Source organism: Hahella ganghwensis DSM 17046 (genome assembly GCF_000376785.1).
Lineage (GTDB): Bacteria > Pseudomonadota > Gammaproteobacteria > Pseudomonadales > Oleiphilaceae > Hahella > Hahella ganghwensis.
Genome location: NZ_AQXX01000138.1, coordinates 77,705 through 94,070, shown reverse-complemented (window position 1 = coordinate 94,070; position 16,366 = coordinate 77,705). Strand labels below are relative to the sequence as shown.

16 protein-coding genes are annotated in these 16,366 nt (G+C 47.8%); 8 read left to right on the top strand and 8 right to left on the bottom strand.

Annotation, left to right across the window (positions count from 1 at the left end; translation table 11 throughout):
• Nucleotides 1–175: 175 nt before the first annotated feature.
• Both gap and F566_RS0125900 read left to right on the top strand, forming a co-directional pair.
• The gene (gene gap, locus F566_RS0125905; protein WP_020409954.1) at nt 176–1,174 is read left to right on the top strand and encodes a type I glyceraldehyde-3-phosphate dehydrogenase; all 999 of its coding nucleotides are present in this window, start codon (nt 176–178) and stop codon (nt 1,172–1,174) included.
• Between the two features lie 199 nt (nt 1,175–1,373).
• Nucleotides 1,374–2,348, top strand: coding sequence for an SGNH/GDSL hydrolase family protein (locus F566_RS0125900; RefSeq protein WP_020409953.1), 975 nt, complete (start codon nt 1,374–1,376; stop codon nt 2,346–2,348).
• 103 nt (nt 2,349–2,451) lie between these two features.
• On the opposite strand, the gene F566_RS35830 is transcribed toward F566_RS0125900, so the two are convergent.
• Nucleotides 2,452–3,807, bottom strand: a complete 1,356-nt coding sequence (locus tag F566_RS35830) for a thioredoxin domain-containing protein (protein ID WP_020409952.1) — start codon at nt 3,805–3,807, stop codon at nt 2,452–2,454.
• Between the two features lie 320 nt (nt 3,808–4,127).
• On the opposite strand from F566_RS35830, the gene F566_RS0125885 reads away from it, so the two are divergent.
• Complete coding sequence (locus F566_RS0125885; protein WP_020409950.1) at nt 4,128–4,469, top strand: hypothetical protein; 342 nt, start codon at nt 4,128–4,130, stop codon at nt 4,467–4,469.
• 83 nt (nt 4,470–4,552) lie between these two features.
• Here the strand turns inward: F566_RS0125885 and F566_RS0125880 are convergent, their stop codons facing one another.
• From F566_RS0125880 to F566_RS35825, 3 genes are all read right to left on the bottom strand, one after another.
• The gene (locus tag F566_RS0125880) at nt 4,553–4,762 is read right to left on the bottom strand and encodes a cold-shock protein (RefSeq protein WP_020409949.1); all 210 of its coding nucleotides are present in this window, start codon (nt 4,760–4,762) and stop codon (nt 4,553–4,555) included.
• Nucleotides 4,763–5,122: 360 nt separating this feature from the next.
• On the bottom strand, nt 5,123–5,818 hold the full coding sequence (locus tag F566_RS34125) for a nucleotidyl transferase AbiEii/AbiGii toxin family protein (protein ID WP_020409948.1): 696 nt from the start codon (nt 5,816–5,818) through the stop codon (nt 5,123–5,125).
• On the bottom strand, nt 5,815–6,414 hold the full coding sequence (locus F566_RS35825) for a winged helix-turn-helix domain-containing protein (protein WP_020409947.1): 600 nt from the start codon (nt 6,412–6,414) through the stop codon (nt 5,815–5,817). The genes F566_RS34125 and F566_RS35825 overlap by 4 nt, the downstream gene beginning before the upstream one ends.
• 272 nt (nt 6,415–6,686) lie before the next feature.
• Here F566_RS35825 and F566_RS0125865 point away from each other — a divergent pair, with 272 nt between their 5' ends.
• Nucleotides 6,687–6,932: a hypothetical protein gene (locus F566_RS0125865; RefSeq protein WP_020409946.1), complete on the top strand. Its 246-nt coding sequence runs from the start codon at nt 6,687–6,689 to the stop codon at nt 6,930–6,932.
• A gap of 309 nt (nt 6,933–7,241) precedes the next feature.
• Here F566_RS0125865 and F566_RS37045 read toward each other — a convergent pair whose 3' ends face one another.
• Nucleotides 7,242–7,478 carry a hypothetical protein gene (locus F566_RS37045; protein ID WP_157497098.1) on the bottom strand — a complete coding sequence of 79 codons (237 nt, stop codon included), beginning with the start codon at nt 7,476–7,478 and terminating at the stop codon, nt 7,242–7,244.
• A 65-nt stretch (nt 7,479–7,543) separates the two neighbouring features.
• On the opposite strand from F566_RS37045, the gene F566_RS0125855 reads away from it, so the two are divergent.
• The 4 genes from F566_RS0125855 (at nt 7,544) to F566_RS0125840 (ending at nt 12,505) form a co-directional block, all read left to right on the top strand.
• The gene (locus F566_RS0125855) at nt 7,544–8,473 is read left to right on the top strand and encodes a hypothetical protein (RefSeq protein WP_020409944.1); all 930 of its coding nucleotides are present in this window, start codon (nt 7,544–7,546) and stop codon (nt 8,471–8,473) included.
• A gap of 99 nt (nt 8,474–8,572) precedes the next feature.
• Nucleotides 8,573–9,475, top strand: coding sequence for an HAD-IIB family hydrolase (locus tag F566_RS0125850; protein ID WP_245555305.1), 903 nt, complete (start codon nt 8,573–8,575; stop codon nt 9,473–9,475).
• Nucleotides 9,476–9,501: 26 nt separating this feature from the next.
• Complete coding sequence (locus F566_RS0125845) at nt 9,502–10,722, top strand: glycosyltransferase family protein (protein ID WP_020409942.1); 1,221 nt, start codon at nt 9,502–9,504, stop codon at nt 10,720–10,722.
• A 40-nt stretch (nt 10,723–10,762) separates the two neighbouring features.
• Nucleotides 10,763–12,505: an alpha-amylase family glycosyl hydrolase gene (locus F566_RS0125840; RefSeq protein ID WP_020409941.1), complete on the top strand. Its 1,743-nt coding sequence runs from the start codon at nt 10,763–10,765 to the stop codon at nt 12,503–12,505.
• An 84-nt stretch (nt 12,506–12,589) separates the two neighbouring features.
• Here the strand turns inward: F566_RS0125840 and F566_RS0125835 are convergent, their stop codons facing one another.
• The 3 genes from F566_RS0125835 to F566_RS0125820 all read right to left on the bottom strand — a co-directional run bounded on the left by F566_RS0125835 (nt 12,590) and on the right by F566_RS0125820 (nt 16,312).
• Nucleotides 12,590–13,141: a porin family protein gene (locus F566_RS0125835; protein WP_020409940.1), complete on the bottom strand. Its 552-nt coding sequence runs from the start codon at nt 13,139–13,141 to the stop codon at nt 12,590–12,592.
• Entirely contained in the window at nt 13,141–15,516 is a 2,376-nt protein-coding gene (locus F566_RS0125830) for a choice-of-anchor L domain-containing protein (protein WP_020409939.1), read from the bottom strand. The genes F566_RS0125835 and F566_RS0125830 overlap by 1 nt, the downstream gene beginning before the upstream one ends.
• A 325-nt stretch (nt 15,517–15,841) precedes the next feature.
• On the bottom strand, nt 15,842–16,312 hold the full coding sequence (locus tag F566_RS0125820; RefSeq protein ID WP_020409938.1) for a DM13 domain-containing protein: 471 nt from the start codon (nt 16,310–16,312) through the stop codon (nt 15,842–15,844).
• Nucleotides 16,313–16,366 lie beyond the last annotated feature (54 nt).

Sequence of the window (16,366 nt, the reverse complement as noted above, 5' to 3'; positions counted from 1 at the left end):
TATAACAAGTTCATACTGGAGTCTGTCAACGTATCATACGACTTTGGCATGGGCGCCTTGCGATATTCGATAGCCCCTAGCGACCTCTATATTTCTACCTATACTTAATATTTGTAGACGTTTCGGCGTCGTCACTGTTTAACCGGCCCACTGACGTGGATGACGAGGCAATACTATGATCAGAATAGGCATCAATGGATTTGGGCGTATAGGTCGCAACGTACTGAGAGCCATCTATGAATCCGGCTACCGGGATATGATGCAGGTCGTCGCCATTAATGATCTAGCTGAACGCGAAACCTGTGCCCATCTCCTGGAATTTGACTCCCTCCATGGGCGCTTTAACCAACCGGTCAAACTAAGTGGCGACTTACTGGAAGTCGGCAGTGACGCCATCACGCTTCTGCAGCACAAGGAACCTCTTGAGCTTCCCTGGGCAGTAGCAGAAGTCGATCTGGTCATGGAATGTACCGGACGATTTAACAGCAAGGAAAAAGCTCAGGCCCACATTGCCGCCGGAGCGAAAAAAGTCCTTGTCTCAGCGCCATGCAAGAATGCCGACGCTACCGTGGTCTATGGGGTGAACGAACACGTTATCGAGTCCGGACACCAGGTGATCTCAAACGCTTCCTGTACCACTAACTGCCTTGCGCCAGTTGCAAAGGTGATACATGAAAATTTTGGTATAGAAGGTGGTGTCATGACCACGATACACAGCTATACCAATGATCAAAACCTACTGGATCTGGCCCACCCAAAAGACCTCTGCCGTGCCAGAGCGGCTGCGATGTCCATGATTCCGACCAAAACCGGCGCCGCTCAGGCAATTGGCATGGTCCTTCCCGGCCTGGAAGGACGATTGTCGGGGATGTCTGTCAGGGTGCCAACCCCAAATGTTTCACTGGTTGATTTGTCCGCCCAGGTCACCCGGGAGACTACTCGGGAGGAAATCAATGAAGTCATGCGTCTGGCCAGTTTGGATATGCATGTGTTGGAATACAATGACCGCCCTCTGGTTTCCTGCGATTTTAACCACAATCCCGCTTCAGCCATTTTTGATGCCAACCACACCCAGGCTCATGGCCATATGATCAAAGTACTGGCCTGGTATGACAACGAATGGGGCTTCTCCAATCGCATGCTGGATACCGCACTAACCATGATGAGCGCGTGATACGCGCGCTCTTTCTCTTTTCATAAGCCCACCTCTGATCATTTCTTCACCACGAATGTGGCACTGGTTCACATTCCTTCCCGCAGTAAATTGAACACCGTTTTCCTTACTCCTACACTGGTTTTTGCGAGGCTGATTAAAATAAAAACAAGATGCACTGGAAAAGCTCCCACTTATCCAGCGCCTCAAGGAGACTCAAATGACAACAATAAAACTTTCGATCAACTCCTGTTGGCGAGTCGTCGTCGCCACTTTCATCGCACTAAGCGTATCTATTCAATGTGCACAAGCAGACCTCCCTTCCAAAGCTACTGCTGCCGGGGACAGTATTACCATGGGGTTCGCCGCCGATTGTACGGGTAATATCTGGTTCTGGGATTTGTTTTGTCTGTTAGGCGGAGACCAGCCGGAGCACTCCTGGTTTGATGGTTCTGATTCAAGTGTCTACAGCGTTCATGACCGCTATAAAAACCTGGACAGTAACATTAGCGCCAACAAGAATGCAGCGGCCTCAGGCTCTGAAATGCGTGGCGGTGGCAATAACTTTACCACCCAGGCCAACAATATCGTTGCCCAGACCAATAAGCCCGACCACGTAGAAGTTCTGCTCGGGGGGAACGATCTCTGTAACCGTGGCTGCACTGATCCGGCTAATTGCGACGACCCCATCTATACAGACAGCCAATGGCGAAGTTCTGTCAGGGATGGTCTGGATGTCCTGGTCGGAAACCTCCCTACCGGCTCAACAGTCCATCTGGGCAGCGTACCCAGAGTCCAGGATCTGAGAGCTGCCGGCCTGGCACTACAGTCGAAAAAAAGCTGGACGGTTAACTGTGAAAGTCTTTGGTCTACCTTTGGTGTATGCCGTATTGCGACCAATGGCGGCACCATGAATGGTGAATCATTTCAGCAGCGCTATAACGGCGTTTCTCAGGCGCAACGTCGTTATAACGAAATACTGGCAGAAGAAGCCGCAGCATATAACAGTAACAGCAACGGCCGGAATGATCGGAGCATAGAGGTGGTTGCAGACTATGTCGATGAAAACACGCCATCAGCGGGCACCTATGTGTTCGGTCCTGACGACATCGACGGTGGTGACTGCTTCCATCCGAGTATTCGTGGTCAGAACCTGGTGGCTGATATCCTCTGGAACAGCAACCCTGACAACTAATCATCAGGCCGCTCAGGAATTTCAGGCGGCCATTTTGATACAGTGACGTATCGGCCTCGCATCCCCTATGTCACCCCCAATTTGTTTGATGGCAGACCGCGCTCTATTGAACCTCGACTTTTATGTGCTGAGGTAATCCATTACGAAAATACATCAGTGAGACTTCACCCGGCTTATCAGTCAATTGCGCCAGCGAATCCCACAGTGGATTCTGCCCCTCATGGAGCCACTCTTCACCAACACGCAATAGTACGTCCTGATCCTGCAGCCCCAAAACCTGAAAGAACTCCAGCTCACTGACCGCCTCCAGGCGCATCAATTTGTACCCTTCCACTTCATGCTCGGCAGATTGAAACTTTGTTGCCAACTGCTCACGGTTTTCCAATTGCTGCATCAACCAATCCCGACTGACTTCTATTGTTCCTGACGGCGCCATTACACGGCCCGAGGTGCTATGCGGGGAAGACGTGGGGGCCGGATTGTCCACACTTCCGACTTCCTCAGCCACATCATCTCCTGACATTCTGTCAGACGAACTTTCATGCCCTTTTTTCTCCGCCTGCTGAATGCCCAGTCGATTCAATTCCCAATCAATCCAGCGTTGGTACTCCTGAATCGGCTGCGGCCCACTGATATACAAGCCGTTGATAAATACTACGGGTACATTCGATAGCCCCAATTGCGCACCAACACTAATATCAGCCTCCACTTGATCCCGGTAACGAAGATCCTCCAGACATTGTTCGAATGCGGATAAATCCAAAGCCAACTGTCGCGCCAGCATTCTGTAACGCGAGTCCGTCAAGTCATCATAAAAGCTGAACAGGCTACGGAAATACCGCCAATATTGCTGCTGATCGCCAGCACAACGGGCCGCATTAGCGGCGATACGCCCATATCGATGAACTTCCAGAGGATAGTCATAAGCCTGCCAGCGGATTAAGGCGCCATATTGATCACGAAGCTGCTGCCAGATGTCCTGCTGTCGGACACAATGTATGGATTGAAAGCTGCAGAAAATCGCCAGGGTTACCGGTGCACCTTCCATACCGTCAGTTGGGATAGTGGGCTGTGGTAAATCAATTCGCGGAGGTAATGGAGGCTGCAGGAAAACCTCCAGTTTTTCAGATCCAGGCGGCTGTGCCTGTATAAGTTTGCGCAGTTCCAGAGCACGGAGATCGAATTTGGCCCGCTCCAAATCATAAAGGGGCAGTTGGATCGCGTGATCCACCTCAGCCATAGTAATGACATTGCCATCAAGACTCGCCGCAATACGGCCTGACGAAGCATTTTGCGCCACACTTTCAGCAATGGATTGGGTTTCTGCTCCGTCGCCTCCCAATCCACCAGCCTCATGACAGCCAACAACCAACCCGACACTCAGGATTAGCAACACTTTGAAACAGTGATGAATATGGTCGTTCCACACATCCAGGAATGGAATCTTACACTTATGCACGTGACTCACCTTTTATAGTTCTTATATGCGAGAAAGCTTAAGGAAACCTCGGAAATACCATCTGCGCTGCTATTGCTGCATCAAAAGTTGGCGGTCTCGCCAACGCTTTCAGAGGCTCCTTAGATACATCCAACTTTAGTTGAACGGCGTTTATGTTACTGAGAACTGCCCCTAAATTTGCAGACTGCAGGGCCCCCGCCATCACGCCCCTATACTGTATTAAATAGCACAATTTTTAATGCATTTCGTATTTCTCACAGGTTTTTCACAGACGTCCTGCAAACTTCAATCATGAGTTAACCACTGAATGGAGAAGTCTTATGAAGAAGTTTGTGCTGATGATCGCCGTTGCGCTACTGGCTTCAATGACAGTATTGGTGAAAGCGCAGGAACCCTACGCTGACGTCGACAGGGAAATGATTGAATTGCTGGCATTGAATAGCGATCAGGCTTCAGCCTATATCGAGATCATGCAAAAACAGCGGGAGGCATTTCTCGCACTAAAAACTCGAGAATGGCAACAGGAACTGGCACTTTACCGGGAAACTTATGCAATGCTCGAGCCTGTACTAACTAGAAAACAGCACGCGCAGTTTGTCGCCATCATCAATAGCGTCGTTGAATCTACGACAGAGGAAGAGTTTGTGGCAATGCGGGACTAATGTTGCATCATTGCCCGCATTTATTCCGGGCATAAAAAAAGCAAGCCATGATGGCTTGCTTTTTTCGTAAGAACTATGCGCGATTAAATCGCAACAATATTCTCAGCTTGCGGGCCTTTTGGACCTTGAGTCACTGAGAATTCAACCTGTTGGCCTTCCAACAGAGTTTTAAAACCTGAGCTTACAATAGCACTGAAGTGTGCGAAAACATCGGGACCAGACTTCTGCTCAATGAAACCAAAACCTTTTGACTCATTAAACCATTTTACGGTGCCAGTAACTGTATTAGACATAAAATAATAACCTGTAGAAAAATATAGTGATGCCTTGAGAAGGCATGTGATAGCGACAAAAATCAGACTGAAATTTAGATACTACAGGACGAAGGACTACTAAGATGCTACGCAATGGAGAATTTAAACAAGAGGCTTACTTTCTAGCTGAGCCCACAGTATAGGGGTCGGGGGGGTAAGTCAAACAGTTTCTTGAACTATTTACAGGCTTTGCTCTGGAGTGGATTAGAATGTGTAGAGCAGGGCACTGTGGATTAATAAGAAAGTAAAAGGTTCTATATATCCCCAGACGTATGGAAGACACTTGGAAACTGCGTCGAACGGCATGTGTTTCTACACAAGAGAAACAGATCTCCGCAGCTAGCACTTCTCAGAGATAAATACCATCTTCGCAACAACCCCTTCTGCTGAATCTGGATGATCGAGCATACCAGGTAAATGATTATCCAAATCTGGGTGGTCTAAGAGATTTGTAAACTCTGACTTCAAATAGGATTTTACCCTTTCACCAGCTTCATAAACCTCCAGATCAATTCCAGTACGATGCTCCAAAACATAGAACACATCTTCCAGGTCATGGGAGAAAATGTCGCCATTACCTCTTCCCTTGAACGCCTCAAACTTGGTTCCCAGGAAATAAATTGGTGATACAACTTTAATGGAGAGACCTTGGTCAAGTTCGAATAGATTCGCAGTCTCGATTGCATCTTTATACCACTGGTTAGAAAAACCCAAAACGCTTTCATCAACCGGCATAGCGTCGACTTTCAAATACTTTCCCCCAAAGCCAATTAACCAGCGACAAAGTGGCGCTCCAGGAGATGTATCATTCCTAAATCCTAACTCTCTCATTCGCACTTCAAATTTGTTCAATTCCGTTTTAAGTGCGATGTCGACAATAAAGTCCACATCTTCGGTTTGCCGTGCTTTTCCGAGTGAGGGAGAATCAACAAGTAAAGCAGTTGTAGAACCTCCAACGAATACAACTTCATCCTTCAAATCCTTGAGGGCTAGTGCAACCGTTTTTATCTGCTCAATATTAAGGTTGTAGTTCATGAATATAGTTCCATTATCTTCGTTTCCAATAATTCTTTCGCGTATTGAAGCTCCCGAGGTTTTCCAATTCGCACAACATCAATCAAAGCCAATAATTGGTACAACCCTTCGTCCTTTTCAGCCACCTCTGGGCATTTGGGATATAGAGGCTCGATATATTCACCCTGAACTTGCCCTCCTGGAGTCGGCCATACCAGAGGCATGTCTGGAGGATTCATAGGTGATTTAATTTGTGGGCAATTCCAACCTGTGGGGAATCCACGACCATAGCCTTTTTTTTCAGGCGCAAATATATGACGTATGCTACCAATCAATAGATCTACCATCGCGCGTCTATTCAGCGAGTAGAATTTTCGATTGCTAACAGCAGGATCGTCAGCCTTTCTTCGCCTCTCGGCGATCAAGCCAAGCTGAATGAGTCGGTTAATAGAGCGCGAGATATCTCCTTTCCCTTTCTCAAGATCCTCTGCCAACTCTCCAACCGTATTGTTCCGTAACAGATGTGCCAGATCTCCAACCTTTTTTAACCTAGCATCTTGTTCATTACGGCCAATTTTTAACGCAGTGACAATATCATGGGGTTTTAAGATATACATAATCGTTCCACGTTCCAGAACACGGAACGATATTGATACTAACCCAATCTATTTGTCAATCAAAAACCTATCCGTCCTTGAAATCTATTACCTGGCTCTCTCCGAATACTGGGAGCAGTGTAACAATTCAATAAACCATAGAGTCAGCCCAAAATGGAGATTCATTACTCTGTCCTAGACATATTGAAGTAGGTTATGGACTCAACGGGAAAATGAGTATGATCCCTGTAGTGGTGTAGGTTTATTGAGAATACATACAGGAATTTGCTGGCATGCCTGAGTCACTACTTTTTAGAAATAGCTCACGTAAAAAAATCAAACTCGTGCTTGAGCCATGGGCAGAGGAATATCCCCTAAATGACGGCGTCACTGTCAAGATTCAGTCTGAAAAACAAACCACTTCTTCAATAGAAGTTGAATTCGACGGCGAAGATATCATTGTCTATGGCTGGTCCGATGAAATGTCAGTGTGGATCGATGGCACCAAGATAGAGCCAACATTCGAGCGAGGTTACTGATCACCCCGGCCAAGTATATTCGTCCAAATGGCCAATTTGATTGTGCAGTTATGACTTACAAAATTTGGAAGCTGTCCAGACACGTGGACCTGCTTGGAGCCGTTCCAGGAGGAAGCCTCGATCAACAGCACTGAATCTTAATTTAAAAGAAAGCAACATTTGTTAATGGTTAAATGGGTGGTTATCACAAAGTCGACAATACTTGACGGTTGCCCAATTCACTTTGATGACTCCGAGTTCATATACGGATATTCCGTTGTTTTTGTTGAGAATTCAAAAGAGGCAATTGAGCAGGTAAGAACTTCGCTGTTAAATAACATTAAGCTCGTTCTGCAAGACGTTATTCAGTGCAAGTTGTATCGGGACGAAGATTGGCAGGACGATTCTGATGCCAGCATATGCGTTAATGAAGCTTACGAGGAAGCCTCTCAAACAGGAGAACTTGCCCATGCCCCATTCATGTCCCAATAACCCTTCGCAGCTTCCATTATTCTCACCAGAAACGACTCTCCCTCCAAGCGAAGCCCCCAGGCAAAGTTGTTGCATTCAAACTCCAGGAGTACATTTTCACTAACCCTACGACCGACAGCAGGGAAACAGGATGCCACACCATGACCGATAAACTTTCCTCAAAGCTCAAACCAAATCTGGTGACAAAGCTACGAGACATCATGCACCAGCAGGCGTTACCGGACAGTTTTGAATCCACCCTGGAAAAAGGTATTTTGCCGACGGCGCAATACATTGCGCACCATCATGATTCAGAAAAAGCACCAATTTGGGGCATTTGTGGCGCACAAGGAACGGGGAAGTCCACTTTGGTGCATTTTCTTCAGCTGATATTGGAAGAACAGTTTCAACTGACGTGTGCTTCCCTTTCGCTGGACGATGTTTATCTGTCCCGTGGTGCCCGTATAAAGCTTTCTGAAGACATTCACCCATTGTTTGCTACCAGAGGGGTTCCTGGTACTCACGATGTTGAACTGGGCATACAGACCCTGATATCCCTGCAGAATGCTGGGGAAGGTGAAACGGTGCTGATGCCCAGGTTTAACAAGGCGACGGACGATTGCTTTGCTAAGGCTCAGTGGCCAGCAGTCACCGGGCCCTTTGATGTGGTTTTGTTTGAAGGATGGTGTGTCGGCAGCCAACCACAGCCCTCTGATCTTTTGACTCCCCCGATTAACCCGCTGGAAGCCGATGAGGACCGGAACGGCACCTGGAGAGACTACGTCAACCAACAGTTGAGAACCCGTTACGCACAATGGTTCGGACTGCTGGATCATCTGATCCTGCTGAAGGTTCCAGGCTTCGAACAGGTAAAGGAATGGCGGTCATTACAGGAGCAGAAATTACGTCAAACCTACCTGGACAAAGGTGAGAAAATTCCTGACCGAGTCATGACGCCCAAACAGGTGGAGCGCTTCATTCAGCACTATGAACGCCTGACCCGGTGGAACCTGGAAACTCTCCCCAGTGTGGCAGATGTGGTATTGGATTTGCAGGAAGATCATAGAATCAGCCAGGCACGATTCCGATAACCTTGTTTCGCGTGTATCGATCCCTGGCCAACCGATTAACCAGGGGGTTGCCACAAAAGGTTTTCGAAAAAACCTTTTGTGGCCTCCAAATAGAGAGAGTTGGATGCACCAGTATCCATATACAACAGCATGAGCCCACTACTGATATCAACAGATCTGGATGGAACACTGCTTGATCATCACACCTATAGTCATGCGGCTGCCGCTCCCGTACTGGAAGCTCTCCTCAAGCAGCACATTCCCTGCATTCTTAATACAAGTAAGACGTTTGCCGAGCTGATAGAACTCAGACAACAGCTACACCACCAAGACGCATTTATCGTCGAAAACGGTGCGGCCGTCTATATTCCCAAAACCTCCCAATTGGGTCTTTTGCCAGGCGGAAATGAAATCAGTCCTCTTGAAGATATTGGGGACTATTGGCGGAAGGCTTTTGCTCCGAGCCGGTCACGCATGATCGACATTATTCAGGAACTGCGAGACGGCTATCGCTTCACCGGCTTTTCAGACATGGCGGTCCAGGATGTTATTGACCTGACAGGCCTGTCCGATGCTCAGGCGCGTCTGGCCATGCAGCGTGAATATACCGAACCATTGCTGTGGCAGGATTCCCCCGGCGCCCTTAAGCGCTTCGCAAATGAGTTGTCCGATATGGACCTGCAGATTCAACGGGGTGGTCGCTTTGCCCATGTCATGGGGCTCTCAGATAAGTCACAAGCCATGCTCTGGATCGCAGATCTCTACACCAAAGCCTTCGGAAAAGCCGTGACCACGATGGCACTGGGTGACGGCCAGAACGACGTTGGCATGTTGAGCAAAGCGGATATCGCCGTTGTGGTCAGATCACCGGCACATCCGCCACCGAAAGTGCCGGACAGAAACGATGTATGGCTGACAGAACACTATGGGCCTGAAGGCTGGGCCGAAGCCGTTTCTAAAGTATTAAAGGATTCCGGCGCGCAAACAGATGCGGCGCCAGACGCCAGCCAAAAACCACAATAGTTAAACAGACACAGCGGGAGCCCATTATGGGGGATTTTTATCAGAACGGTATCATCACCACCCTACATAACCTGGCACAACGTCCAGTCGAGGAACTGGAGGCCGAGCTGGTCCAGTTTTCCAAATCCAGGCCGATGGCCCTGATACTGCCTTGTCTCTACTCAGAGCTGGAAGGCGAGGCCATGCCCAATATTATCGAGCATCTTAAGCAGGTACCTTACCTGACAGAGATTGTGATTGGACTCGACCGGGCTAACGAGGATCAGTACCGGGAAGCATTAAAATTCTTTTCCGTATTACCTCAAAAGCACAAAGTCCTGTGGAATGATGGCCCCAGGTTAAGAGCTGTGGATAAAACCCTGAAGGGAGAAGAGTTGTCTCCTCTGGAGCCCGGCAAAGGCAGAAATGTATGGTTCTGCATGGGATACACCCTGGCCAGTAACAATGCTGAATCGGTGGCTATGCATGATTGCGATATTCTGACCTATGATCGGGAACTGCTGGCCCGGCTGATCTACCCGGTAGCCAATCCGAACTTCAACTATGAGTTCTGCAAAGGTTTTTATTCACGAATTGCCAGCGGTAAGATGAACGGAAGGGTGAGCCGCCTGTTGGTGACGCCTCTTCTTCGGGCATTGAAAAAGGTTTTCGGGAATATGGACTATCTGGATTACCTGGACAGCTATCGATACCCTCTGGCAGGGGAATTCTCCTTCCGTCGTGATGTAATGAACGATATTCGCATCCCCAGTGACTGGGGCCTGGAAATTGGCGTTCTCAGTGAAATGAAACGTAACTATTCCAATAACCGGCTATGCCAGGTGGATATCGCCGACGTTTATGACCACAAGCATCAGGACCTGTCTCTGGAAAATGAAGATACCGGTCTATCAAGAATGTCGATCGATATTACCAAAGCCATTTTTCGAAAGCTGGCTACAAACGGTATCGTTTTCAATCAGGAGACTTTCCGAACAATTAAAGCGACCTATTTCCGTATTGCATTGGATTTTGTAGAAACCTACCGGAACGATGCCGTCATCAACGGTTTGAGTTTTGATGTGCACCAGGAAGAGCAGGCGGTGGAGCTATTTGCCAGCAATATCATGAAGGCCGGAAATCACTTCCTTCAATACCCGATGGAAGCCCCCTTTATCTCCAGTTGGAACCGGGTTAACAGCGCATTTCCCGGCGTCCTGGATCAATTAATCGCAGCTGTAGAAGACGATATGGCGCAATATGCCTGACAGCCGGGAAACCATTTCCATGCATCAATAGAGGACATTTATGGAACGCAGTCAGTTGTCACCGTTGGAGCAACGCCTGATCGGACATCTGCAAATACTTTATCCGGATCTGGACGCGGCAGACTTCGCCAAAGAGTGCCTGCAACAATTTGGTTTACCGGCCGAAACGCCATCACCGACTCCCCACCGCAATCTGTGGGATCAAAGTGATGCCATGATTATCACTTACGGGGATAGTCTGCGCAGAGAGAATGAAGCACCGTTACAGACACTGACCCGTTTCTTCAACAGCCACCTGAATGACTGTGTATCCACCGTCCATATCCTTCCGTTTTTTCCCTACAGCTCTGATGACGGTTTCAGCGTCATGGACTACACGACAGTGAATCCATCCGTTGGGAACTGGGACGATGTATCGGCCATCACCGAAAAGTTCAAGGTCATGGGCGATCTCGTCATTAACCATTGCTCAAGCCGTAGCATGTGGTTTGAGAACTACAAAAATGATGTAGAGCCCGGTGCTTCCTACTTTGTTGAAGCATTACCAGAGGAAGATCACAGTGCCGTTGTCCGCCCAAGGACCTCACCGCTGTTAAGGGAAGTCAAAACCAACCGTGGTGACCGCTATGTGTGGTGCACCTTCAGCCATGATCAGGTGGACCTGGACTTCAAAAATCCCAATGTCCTTCTGGAATTCCTCAAGATCATCCGGCTTTATTTGGATAAAGGCATTCGTTGGTTCCGGCTGGATGCAGTCGCATTTCTGTGGAAAACGCCCGGCACCCCCTGTATCAACCTGCCGGAAACCCACGAAATGATTCGTCTGCTGCGCCTGATGATCGAACATTTCGCCCCAGATGCCGTCATAATCACGGAAACCAATATCCCCAACCGGGAAAACCTCACTTACTTTGGTAACGCCAATGAAGCCCACCTGATCTACAACTTCTCATTGCCGCCGCTGCTCATTAACACCATGGTTACCGGTTCCTGTATTCACCTGAAAAACTGGCTGATGACCATGCCCCCGGCACAATACGGCACAACGTATCTGAACTTTATCGCCTCTCATGATGGGGTCGGCGTCAGACCAACGGAAGGTTTGCTGACAGAATGGGAACTGGACACGTTAATATCCACAATGACCCGTTTCGGAGGTAAAGTCAGCTCACGCACCACACCGAGCGGTGAAGCTAAACCTTATGAAATCAACATCAGTCTGTGGAATGCTTTTTCGGGAACTGCACAGCATGGCCCGGATCAATGGCAGTTTGCCCGTTTCATGTGCGCCCACGCCATTATGGCGTCTTTAGAAGGGATACCCGCTTTCTATATCCACAGTTTCTTCGCCACAGAAAATGATTATCAGCGCGTGGAACATACCGGTCATTATCGATCCATCAACCGTCATATCTGGCAGGTTGAAAACCTGGAACAGGCACTGGAACACGACACCCATAACCAAAGAGTGTTCAATGCCATTCGCAAACTGTTGAAGATCCGCCGGCGACAGCCTGCGCTTCATCCTAATGCGGTGCAATATACATTACACACCGGAGAGGCGTTGTTTTCGTTCTGGCGCCAGAGTATCGACCGGCGACAAAGTATTTTCGCCATCCACAACGTCAGTGACCAGCCACAGACATTCAACCTGTCAGAGCTGAACCTGATCGCCACAGATCAATGGGTCGATCTTATATCGGAAAAGGTGTTTGAAGACCGCGTAGCACAGGTCACACTGATGCCTTATCAGTATCTTTGGTTATCAAACAAGCTGCACTGATAAGAAAGTATAAAGGCCCTCTGAAAATCAGAAGGCCCTTGTTTGATCACGAGAAGTAGGCTTGATCAAAAGGAATAAACTGGATCAAAAAGCGTACCGAGCACCAACACCGAGCATATTCGCACCACCATCATTTAGAATTTTATGAATGTATGTGTACTCGGTATAGAGGTTAATATTTTCAGTGGCTGCCCAATTTAGTTGCAACACTCCAATCGGCGATTCACTCTTTTCTATTTCGCCAACATCAAACGTCTCATATTGCCCTTCAGCCTCCCAGAACCAGCCACCAATTTTGAATGCTCCTCCAAACCTGGACTCTCCAAACCTCGTCTGGGCACCAATTAGAGCCAGAGGCCCCTTTAAAGAAAAACTGGCGTTCTCTATCACATTGGACTGAAAGTCAAAATCTCCAGTTTGCATGTAACCGACTTCAAACAGAATATTGTCTCGCAGGTAACCTGCCGACAGAGTGTAGGTTTCTGCAGGGTCATAATCACCTCCTGTAGGAACATCAAACTCATCTGCTGTCAGTTCCATGTAGCCAACTTTTCCGGAAATAAAAAATTCCGCTGTTGCTACTGAAGGAAGCAGACACAATATGGCTGCTATGGAAAAAACACCTTGGTACTTCATTAGTTATTCCCCCTATTTGGTTGAACAGAGGAAAAACTCCCCAATCTTCTTAGACACAGCAACATCGACAGCCCGGCGAGTACAATCCAATGAATACTGCCAGCACCGACGACAACGAAAGGATTTCCATCCTCATATAAGATAACAATATTCGTTGCACCAGGGCCGGATGTGGCTGTCGTTGCATCAACATAGGTTTCAGCAATATCGTACACAGTGCTGTGGGTACTGCTTGTCACGACCAGTCTGATCTCATCCGTATCTACCGTCCCTGCAGGTACACTGACAGGAAAAGACAGCTCAACACGTTCCCCTGCTGCAATGGTATAGCTGTCAGAAAGGCCGCTGAAGTCCGCCCATCCTTCAGAACTGGTTGCAGTTACTGTAAAGGTTTCGTCCTGGCTTCCGCGATTTCGTATAACGAACTCCTGGTTATAGGTACCGCTGATTTCCCTATAGCTGGGCATGACGACACTCACTTCATACCCACTTGGTACGAAGGTAGAAACCGGAGTTTCCTGCTTATATCCGCTAACCTCCGTCAATGTCGGCAAAGTTATGAGTGCGTTAGGCTCGCCAATCAAGCCTCCCGCAAATTTCATGGATGCCAGATCTGTGTATGTTTCCAGTACATCCTCAGCTGAGCCGGAGTTATTGATGTCATTTGATACACTACCGGCTATAGACCCACTACAGTTCCAATCGACAGATTCCTCAGTATCCACAGCAATGACAAACTCATCGCTACAGGCATACTTCACACCAATAACCTGCATGGTATCTGTCGTCGGCAGACCTGTGCCCTCACTCAGCGATGCTTCATTAAGATCATCCACATCCACGGTTGAGAACAGCATATTCCCATCTACACCGTCCAGAATGAGTCCATCCATTGCGTAAAGTGGATTCATGACACTGAAATAGTGCGGCTTGAATCGGGTGTTATCTCTTCCACCGTCACGCAGAGCAAGGTTTGCACCAGTTGCTCTTAAAATACTGCCTGCAAGTTCATTGACCGTGCCAAGGAAGCTCCCCATAGGAACAAAGAAATCACTGGCATTCAGGCTTCGTGAAATCGCTGAGACCCCAGAAAACGGGGAGTTATGGCCGATAATACCGTAGTGAAAGATATTTCGGCGCGATACTGGAAAATGATCTTCTTTCAGCTCGTCAAATGCAGACCAGTTATACTGACCACTTGAGCTTGATCCCAATGTACTTATCAGCCCGACATTATTACTTTCTGAAGTAATACCAGCCTCAGCCCAGGTTTCTCCAGTATCTGGATTCATTATGGAATCAGCGCCAGCATCGATATGTACATTGATACCCAGTGCAGCGTATGCAGCAATGACTTTATCCAAAACTTCCGGAATTGGACGGTAGGTGATAACACCTGCTTCTTCCATCCAGTCCAGTTCGATAAATAGATCCTTCACATTGGGATCAGCCCCCATGGCAGGAAGGTTGACAAATTCCGTCCCCCCCCCGGGGAGTTCAACCGTTACGCCGAAAGTCTCCCAGTCGTCCAGCAAACCATCACTGTCTGCGTCCTCAATCTCCTGTGCCCCACTGCTGCAGTCTTCAGTGCTCCATAAAAACTTATCAATAAACGCTGTGGAATCGTATACCGAATCACCCAAGTCCATAATTGAAATAATAAAGGTGACTTCTTCTCCCCCGGAGACTGGCGTGGAGGCACGCAGTTTGATCGTGGCATTATCATAGACTGAGCCGGTATCACATCCGCCAGGAGTATCTGCTGCGGTATCACACACGGTATTGAAAGAACTGTTTACTGAAATGACATTGTCAGCGGTATCAAAGGCAAAGTTATTGGGGGCATCAACTTCCAGCGTTCCGCTATTATTATTGATGACAAAGTTGGATTCGCCTTTTTCTATCAAAAAGGTGTCATTGTAATTGGAACCGATGTACTCATTGTATTCATCTGAAAAAAAAGAAAAGTCGAAGCTGGCACACCGCGCGCTCTCTGGAGCCTCCAATACCATTTCTATCTGGGCCATGTCCTGGCCGCCATTATCTCCAGGTGCATTAAGACCGTCCAGTGTTGTGGACAGACTATCTGAGCCATTTGCCTCGCCGGCTAAGGATGCATCGCCTGTTGAGATAAGAAGAAACTCTCGCCCTTCTGTAGGAAAGCTGTTACTGAAAAGGAGTGATAAATCATTACCGGATTGTGGATTCTCAATGATCCCCAAAACAGAAGTGTCAGCTACTCCTATCGCGGCAGATGAAGTGCCATTTGTCGTAATCGAAACTACTTGATTACTCTGAATACCCAGAGCTTCAATGATCTGACTCGTACTGACATCCGTGGTTATGTCGGCTGCAAATAAATTCGGAGCAAACATTGCTCCCAAAATCCCTACTCGCCAGTTTAAAAGAGGAAAATTTAGTCTCATATGTTGTGCCTGCCTGAAGAGTGTCCTTTATGGCAGTCAGCAGGTTTATTTGAATTTATCAGTGCAAGCCTGATAAAGCTTACAACTCTTTCCTACTGGACTGCATCTCCAAATTCAGAGGTCTATTCAGAATAGCATAGCCTCTATAATCCTAAAGTTATTATAGGGATAGAAAGTTAGCTTTTTCGAATAATTTGTCAACCTCGGCCGGTAAGAGATATCCTTAGGTTAATGGCTGAGCAAAGTTACACGGGAAGCATCAGAGAGTAGAAATCTACCGATACTGCGCCGCAGTAATAAACTGCCCGAAGGTTTCACACCAGACAATTGCGGTGGTGAATTGATCCGGGTTAACGTCCGCAGGCAGCTCGACAATAAAATTATTGAACGTTTTGATATCTCCGACTCGGACCATTTTTGATTTCAGGGAATTGAATTGATTTTCAGTTTCAACAAAGGTCGGTGAAAGATAAAGCTTATAATCCGGACCCGGAGCCAGCTCCCCCTGAAAGGCAATGGAACTGCCACTGACTGAGATCTCTCCCTCTCCCCAGTGTAATCCGTCACTTCCTTCCAAATCACGCCGGAATTGTCCGGTAAACATCGCTTGTCCGGATACCGAAGAAACCTCGTCGGCAGTCGGTGATTCTGGTGCGATAAGAATTGGTAATGCGTAAATACCTGCTGCAAATCCTATAAACACCGCCACACCGTGAGTTATGGCAAGTAAAAGCATTTTTTTCATTTCGAAGCGTTCCTGATTGAAGTCCCGGAGTATTTTTCCCGGAAGTGAATCTGT

Excerpts from the sequence above, each read along its gene's own strand:
- gap (WP_020409954.1), top strand. The coding sequence starts at position 176 with ATGATCAGAATAGGCATCAATGGATTTGGGCGTATAGGTCGCAACGTA.
- F566_RS0125900 (WP_020409953.1), top strand. The coding sequence starts at position 1,374 with ATGACAACAATAAAACTTTCGATCAACTCCTGTTGGCGAGTCGTCGTC.
- F566_RS0125885 (WP_020409950.1), top strand. The coding sequence starts at position 4,128 with ATGAAGAAGTTTGTGCTGATGATCGCCGTTGCGCTACTGGCTTCAATG.
- F566_RS0125880 (WP_020409949.1), bottom strand. The coding sequence starts at position 4,762 with ATGTCTAATACAGTTACTGGCACCGTAAAATGGTTTAATGAGTCAAAA.
- F566_RS34125 (WP_020409948.1), bottom strand. The coding sequence starts at position 5,818 with ATGAACTACAACCTTAATATTGAGCAGATAAAAACGGTTGCACTAGCC.
- F566_RS35825 (WP_020409947.1), bottom strand. The coding sequence starts at position 6,414 with ATGTATATCTTAAAACCCCATGATATTGTCACTGCGTTAAAAATTGGC.
- F566_RS0125865 (WP_020409946.1), top strand. The coding sequence starts at position 6,687 with ATGCCTGAGTCACTACTTTTTAGAAATAGCTCACGTAAAAAAATCAAA.
- F566_RS37045 (WP_157497098.1), bottom strand. The coding sequence starts at position 7,478 with ATGCAACAACTTTGCCTGGGGGCTTCGCTTGGAGGGAGAGTCGTTTCT.
- F566_RS0125855 (WP_020409944.1), top strand. The coding sequence starts at position 7,544 with ATGACCGATAAACTTTCCTCAAAGCTCAAACCAAATCTGGTGACAAAG.
- F566_RS0125845 (WP_020409942.1), top strand. The coding sequence starts at position 9,502 with ATGGGGGATTTTTATCAGAACGGTATCATCACCACCCTACATAACCTG.
- F566_RS0125840 (WP_020409941.1), top strand. The coding sequence starts at position 10,763 with ATGGAACGCAGTCAGTTGTCACCGTTGGAGCAACGCCTGATCGGACAT.
- F566_RS0125835 (WP_020409940.1), bottom strand. The coding sequence starts at position 13,141 with ATGAAGTACCAAGGTGTTTTTTCCATAGCAGCCATATTGTGTCTGCTT.
- F566_RS0125830 (WP_020409939.1), bottom strand. The coding sequence starts at position 15,516 with ATGTTTGCTCCGAATTTATTTGCAGCCGACATAACCACGGATGTCAGT.
- F566_RS0125820 (WP_020409938.1), bottom strand. The coding sequence starts at position 16,312 with ATGAAAAAAATGCTTTTACTTGCCATAACTCACGGTGTGGCGGTGTTT.